The organism is Pedobacter sp. 01N416 (assembly GCF_056399685.1).
Window position 1 is genome coordinate 1 of the sequence record NZ_JBFTRT010000625.1, and the last position, 2,776, is coordinate 2,776.

The following is a 2,776-nucleotide window of genomic DNA, read 5'->3' on the forward strand; positions in this document are numbered from 1 at the left end:
GCGTTATATACCGCTGAACAGCGCAGTAAAGAAATCAGTATCCGTAAAGTATTGGGCGCTAATCTTTCTGATATCCTGGTTCTTTTGAACAAAGATTTTATGAAACTGGTAATCATATCCAATGTGATCGCTATCCCGGTAGCTTATATTCTTGTTGCCAAATGGCTGGAGAAATATGATTATAAAATTACCATTAACCCATGGCCTTTTTTGCTTGCCCTTTTAACCTCGGTAATTATTGCCATTTTAACAGTGAGCCTGCAAACCTTTAAAGTGGCCAAAGCAAACGCTGTTGATGCACTTAAATATGAATAAGACCTGCGTGAAGCGTTTGGTGCTAAGCGTTTAAACGCTACACGCCAAACACTTTACGCCAAACCCTACGCCTTATGTTCAGATTAAACTTAAAAATTGCACTACGAAACCTCTGGAGAAACAAGATAATTACCTTCATAAATATTGGTGGCTTAGCTATTGCTTTAGCTGCATTTATTTTGGTAACCATGTATTTTACCTATGAAACAGGTTTTGACAAGGAAAACCCAAACTACAACGAAATTTACGTAGTAGGTAGACAGTTGCCTGATTTTAAGACCAATAATACTCCGCCACCATTGGGTAAAGCTATTAAAGCAGAAATGCCAGAAGTAGTTTCAGTTGGTACCATGAAAATGAGTTTTTTTGAATTTCCAGTTAGCAGCGATCACGGTGTTGTTTTTTTAAGTAAATGCCTCTATCTCGATTATGCTGCAGCAAAAATGTTTAACATTAAACCCACTGTCGGTTTAACTAAGCCGGAAAGTACAACCGAAAATCTGTTTTATCTAAGCAACGAAAATTATAAAACGCTTTTCCCTCATAATAAAAACGGTCAGCCTGAAATGATCTGGCTTGGGAGTAAATCGGCTAATATGACAGGTAAGTTGAGCGGAAGTATTTTTGCCGATCCCCACTCTAATATTACTTTCGACGCCATTTCATTGATGAAAGAAGTTGGGATAGGCGAAAACTATGGATACAACAACTACAACACTTATATCCAGGTAAAACCGGGCACAGATATTCAGGCACTTGAAGCTAAAATTAATGCCCTTTATAAAAAGGAATTGCTTAAAGATGGAGAAGATCCCAATAATGAGACTTTTAAAGCAACAAAAGCCTTTCTCGATCCTTTAAAAAACCAACACCTTAAACCAAAGGCCGGTACCGATGCCAATTATAAAGTACTCATAGCTTTGTCTGTTTTAGGAATCCTGATCTTGGTAATCGCCTGTATCAACTTTACCAATCTGAGTATAGCGCAGGCAACCAAACGGGCAAAAGAGGTAGGCGTTAAAAAAGTGATGGGTGCTTATCGCTTTCAGCTTGCTTTTCAGTTTTTAACAGAAATATTAATCCAGTGTTTAGCAGCGACGATATTAGGACTGATTATGGCCGAAATCATCTTGCCAAAATTTAATAACCTGTTCGTGGTCAATTTATCCATTTGGATAGCCAATAGTGCTTTATTCTGGCAATTGCCACTTATATTAATTTTTATTACGCTGATAGCCGGTATTTATCCTGCCATGGTACTATCTGGATTTAAACCTGCACTTGTTTTAAAAGGTAATTTTCAAACCAGCAAACAGAGCTATTGGTTGCGCAACAGCTTATTGGTGGTTCAGTTTAGCGTAGCGGTAGTTTTTATTATAGGTCTGCTCATCATCAGTTCTCAACTAAAATACATGCGTACCCAAGATATTGGTTTCAAACCCGAACAAGTGGTGTACATTAAAAACCTCGCATATTTCGTCTCGCCAAGCAAATTCGATCCGATAAGAGATAAAATGGTCAAAATTCCGGGGGTGAAATCGGTTACCGTTACCAATGCATTGCCGGATGGTTCTGATAGTGGAAAAAATAAATATACTGTTGATGGAAAAGAACAAAGTTTAAGTTTTACAGATGTAGATTTTGATTATTTCGAAACATTAGATATTAAGATTAAAGAAGGCAGAACATTTTCCAGAGAATTTAAAACCGATACGGCAAATTCTGCTATACTTAATGAAGCTGCAATAGCAAAGTATGGATTAACCAATCCTGTAGGTAAAACCATAAAAGGCTGCCAGAATAAAGAATATAAGATTGTAGGCGTGATAAAAGATTTTAAAGCACTTGGATTTGAGAAAGCAGTACAGCCTACCATTTACGCAATAAATGATCCCTGCGGAAACCCCAAAACAGAAATTATGCTAAAGATAGAAGAAAGCAAGATGTCTGAAGTGCTGAGTGCCTTAAAATCGCAATGGCCGAAGATTAACAAGTTGGATGGAGATAATTTCCGTTACCAATTTCTGGATGAAATGTATGGTAAACTCTTTAAAAAACAAGAACAATTACAATCTGTATTTTTTGCTGCTGCAATCCTCACCATTTTTATTGCAATACTGGGTTTATTTGCCTTTGCAAAATACATTACCACTGGTAGAATGAAGGAAATTGCAGTAAGGAAAATTCTTGGTGCAAGTCATTTACAGATTTTCAAACTCATTAATAGTTCATTCTTTGTTATGGTGCTTATAGCCAATATTATTTCCTGGCCATTAGCGTACATATTAACCAAAAAGTGGCTCGAAACCTTTGCATATCGAATCGATCTGCCTCTTTTCCCTTTTTTAATTAGTGCAGCCCTAACCATTTTGTTAACCATTATAACCGTAAGTATCCAGGCAAACAGTGCCGTAAAAGCAAACCCTGTTGATGCACTTAAATATGAATAAGACCTGCGTGA

At 37.0% G+C, this 2,776-nt stretch carries 2 protein-coding genes; both read left to right on the top strand.

The genetic code is table 11. The features are described from left to right. On the top strand, positions 1-315 hold a 315-nt coding region (locus AC1DND_RS24825), incomplete at its 5' end, for an ABC transporter permease (protein ID WP_477585229.1). Positions 316-389: 74 nt separating this feature from the next. Then, positions 390-2,765: an ABC transporter permease gene (locus tag AC1DND_RS24830; protein ID WP_477585230.1), complete on the top strand. Its 2,376-nt coding sequence runs from the start codon at positions 390-392 to the stop codon at positions 2,763-2,765. Positions 2,766-2,776: the final 11 nt, after the last annotated feature.

Coding starts and splice junctions, on each gene's coding strand:
- AC1DND_RS24830 (WP_477585230.1), top strand. CDS start 390: ATGTTCAGATTAAACTTAAAAATTGCACTACGAAACCTCTGGAGAAAC.